The sequence below is a fragment of the Streptomyces milbemycinicus genome (assembly GCF_002154605.1).
GTDB classification, from domain to species: domain Bacteria; phylum Actinomycetota; class Actinomycetes; order Streptomycetales; family Streptomycetaceae; genus Streptomyces; species Streptomyces milbemycinicus.
The window spans coordinates 1-3613 of record NZ_MUNE01001060.1; the positions used below are offsets into that span (position 1 = coordinate 1).

Annotated in this window: 2 protein-coding genes and 1 pseudogene; 1 reads left to right on the forward strand and 2 read right to left on the reverse strand. The window is 72.2% G+C overall.

Annotated features, from left to right (window positions below; all coding sequences use genetic code 11):
* Positions 1-199: 199 nt before the first annotated feature.
* Entirely contained in the window at positions 200-1198 is a 999-nt protein-coding gene (gene dapD / locus CCN51_RS50950; protein WP_014180627.1) for a 2,3,4,5-tetrahydropyridine-2,6-dicarboxylate N-succinyltransferase, read from the forward strand.
* A gap of 27 nt (positions 1199-1225) precedes the next feature.
* On the opposite strand, the gene dapA is transcribed toward dapD, so the two are convergent.
* Positions 1226-2134: a 4-hydroxy-tetrahydrodipicolinate synthase gene (gene dapA / locus CCN51_RS50955; protein ID WP_014180628.1), complete on the reverse strand. Its 909-nt coding sequence runs from the start codon at positions 2132-2134 to the stop codon at positions 1226-1228.
* Between the two features lie 115 nt (positions 2135-2249).
* Positions 2250-3613: pseudogene (locus tag CCN51_RS50960) on the reverse strand (endonuclease/exonuclease/phosphatase family protein); the annotation flags it as partial.

Sequence of the window (3613 nt, forward strand, 5' to 3'; positions counted from 1 at the left end):
GAGGCGAACCGGTCTCAGCGAGCGGCCCGGGACGGCCCGCTGAACGGGGACGACGGTGGATGACCGGCTGCCCGGATGGCCTGCCGACACCGGATGACCGGCCGCCGGGACTGCCCGCCGACGCCGGAGGTCGGGCCGCCCGGACCGCTCGCTGAGACCGGTTCGCCTCCCGGGCCCGGCTCCGGTTAGCGTTCTGACCATGACCGACGCAGCCATCACCACCAGCACCACCCAAACCGGCGCAGCCGCCGCCGGTCTTGCCACCCTCGCCGAGGACGGCACCGTCCTCGACACCTGGTTCCCGGCCCCCGAGCTGGTCGCCGAGCCCGGCCCGGCCGGGACCGAGCGGCTGAGCGACGAGCGCGCCGCCGAGCTGCTGGGCGACACCGCCCTGAAGGCCCTCGGGCCGGACCCGCGCCGCGGGGTCGAGGTCGTGGCCGTCCGTACGGTCATCGGCTCCCTCGACGACAAGCCGCTCGACGCGCACGACGTGTATCTGCGGCTGCATCTGCTCAGCCACCGCCTGGTCAAGCCGCACGGCCTGAGCCTGGACGGCATGTTCGGCCTGCTGGCCAACGTGGCCTGGACCTCGCTCGGCCCCGTCCCCGTCGACCAGGTCGAGCGGGCCCGCCTCGCGGCCCGCGCCGAGGGGCTGCAGCTGTCGGTGACCAGCGTGGACAAGTTCCCGCGGATGACCGACTACGTGATCCCCGCCGGGGTGCGCATCGGCGACGCCGACCGGGTCCGGCTCGGCGCCCACCTGGCCTCCGGGACCACCGTCATGCACGAGGGCTTCGTCAACTTCAACGCCGGGACGCTGGGCACCTCCATGGTCGAGGGCCGGATCAGCGCGGGCGTCGTGGTCGGCGACGGCTCGGACATCGGCGGCGGCGCGTCGATCATGGGCACGCTCTCGGGCGGCGGCAAGCAGACGATCTCCATCGGCGAGCGCTGCCTGCTGGGCGCCGAGGCGGGCATCGGCATCTCGCTCGGCGACGACTGCATCGTCGAGGCGGGCCTGTACGTGACCGCGGGGACCCGGGTCTCCCTGCCGGACGGCACGATCCACAAGGCGCTGGAGCTGTCCGGCGTCAACAACCTCCTCTTCCGCCGCAACTCCACCACCGGCGCGGTCGAGGCGCTGCCGCGCAGCGGCTCGTGGGGCGGCCTCAACGAGGCGCTGCACAGCCACAACTGAGCCACGCGTGGGGCGGGCGGACCGGGGTCAGCGGCCGCCCGCCACCTCGCCGCCCGCCACCTCGCCGTACGCGGCCAGCAGTTCGTCGGTCAGCTCCTGGCCGGCGGGGAGCAGCGGGGCCCGGACCGGGCCCGCGGGCAGTCCGAGCGCGCCGAGCAGCGCCTTGGCGGTGGCCGTGCCCGGGGTGCCGGCGGCCATCATCCGCTCGATGAGCGGGGTGAGGGCCAGATGGCGCCGGGCGGCCTCGCCCGGATCCCCCGCGTCGTGTGCATCGAGCACCGCGCGCACCTGCTGACCTGCGACGTTGGCCACGACGCTGACGTAGCCGGCGCCGCCGATGGCCCGTAGCGGCAGATTCAGCTCGTCGCAGCCGGAGAAGTAGGCGAGGCCGGTGGCCGCCATCACCCGCGCCGCCTTCAGCAGGTTGTACGCGCTGTCCTTGACGGCTGTGATGCGCGGGTGTTCGGCGAGCCGCAGCAGTGTGTTGGTGGCGAGTTCGGTGCCGGTGCGGGCGGGGATGTCGTACAGCATCACGGGGAGTCCGACGGCGTCCGCGACCGTACGGAAGTGCTGCGCCACAGCCTCCTGCGGCGGGCGGCTGTAGTACGGGGTGACGACCAGCAGGCCGTGTGCCCCGGCCTTTTCGGCCGCGCGGGCCAGTTCCACGGTGTGCCGGGTGTCGCTGGTGCCCACCCCGGCGGTGATCCGGGCCCGGTCGCCGACGGCTTCCACGACGGCCCGCAGCAGCGCCTCCCTCTCGGTGTCGGAGGTGGTCGGGGACTCGCCGGTGGTGCCGCTGACCACGATTCCGTCGCAGCCGCCCCGGTCCACCAGGTGGGTGGCCAGGCGCTGGGCGCCGTCGAGGTCGAGGGCGCCGTCCTCGTCGAACGGGGTGATCATGGCGGCGGCGGTACGGCCGTAGGGGCCCAGGGACATGTGTGAACGCTCCGTGCGGCAGGAGGACGGGACAGGGGGTGTTTCCTGCGCTGGATTCTGGGCCCCTTCGGGGTACAGGTCTATTTAATTGTGCTGGTCCGACAGTTCAGTATCGCTACGGCTTCACTCGGACGATCTGCGGGTCGTGGTCGCTGGACTGGTCCGCGAACTCCGCGTTGATGTGCACGATGTCGTAGTCGGGGCGGCGCACGGCGTGGCTGGTGAGGATGTGGTCCAGCACCTGCGAATTGCCGTTGTAGACATAGCCGTAGCGCTCGTCCTTCGGAAGTCCGGTGACCAGGTCGGTGAGCACACCGCCACCCCTGAGATCGGCCAGCGCGGGCGAGAACTGGTAGTCGTTGAGGTCGCCCGCGACGACGACCCGGGACTGCGGGTCCACGGCGAGCAGCTTCTTGACGAAGGCGTTGACTGCCTCGGCCTGCCCGGTGCGCTGGGTCGCCGAGCTGCGGGCCGGGGGCTGGAAGCGGCTGTCCAGGCCCTGGTCGCCGCCCTTGGAGTTGAAGTGGTTGGCGATCACGAAGACCGGGCGGCCCCGGAAGGAGAACTGCCCGACCAGCGGCTTGCGGCTGTCCTTCCAGACCGGGTTCTCGGGGTCGATACGGCCGGGGGAGGCGGACAGGCCCGCCTTGCCGCCGTCGTCCGTCACCCGCACCGCGGTGGTGGCGTTCCCGCCCGCGACATCGGTGAAGGAGACCCGCTCGGGGTTGAAGAGGAAGGCGATGCGGATGTTGCCACCCGGCTGCCCGCCGTCCTGGTCGTCGGCCGGGTCGATCTGCCGCCACTCGTACGCGGGGCCGCCGGCCGCCTTGATCGCGTCGGTGAGCTTCTCGAGTGTGACTCCGGCGCTGGTGACCGCGTCGTTCGTCGGGCCGTTGTCGTCCTGGACCTCCTCCAGGGCGACGATGTCGGGCGAGGCGAGGTTGTCCACGAGGCCCGAGGCGAGCCGGTCGAACTTCGCCTGCGCGGTCTTGGGGGACAGGTTCTCCACGTTGTACGTGGCGATGGACAGCTCGTCGGCCTTCTGCTTACGGGTGGTCTCCCGGGCCAGGTTTCCGTCCGCGAGCTCGCCGAGCGCGGTGGCCTGGATCGCGTAGCCGCCGAAGTTGTCGTAGTCCAGCGGCCCCGCGGTGGTGCCGGTCAGCCGGTCACCCACCGGCGACGGGGAAGGGGCGCTGGGCGAACGGGATGAGGGAGGCGATCTTGACCCGGCCGGCGTTCGGGTCGCGGTAGGAGCTGTAGAGCGCTCCGCCGCGCGCGGTACGGGCGTGGCCGGGCTCGGCGGTGACCCACAGCTCGTCGTACTGGCTGGTCGCGCCCACGACCGGGGTGTCCTTGACCGAGACGCGCATGCCCTCCAGGGACTCATAGCGGTCCAGGGCGTAGGAGTTCGGGCGCAGCCGCAGTCCCTCAATATCGCCGCTATCGCCGCTGCTGCCGCCCGACGCGTCGGGGGCGTAG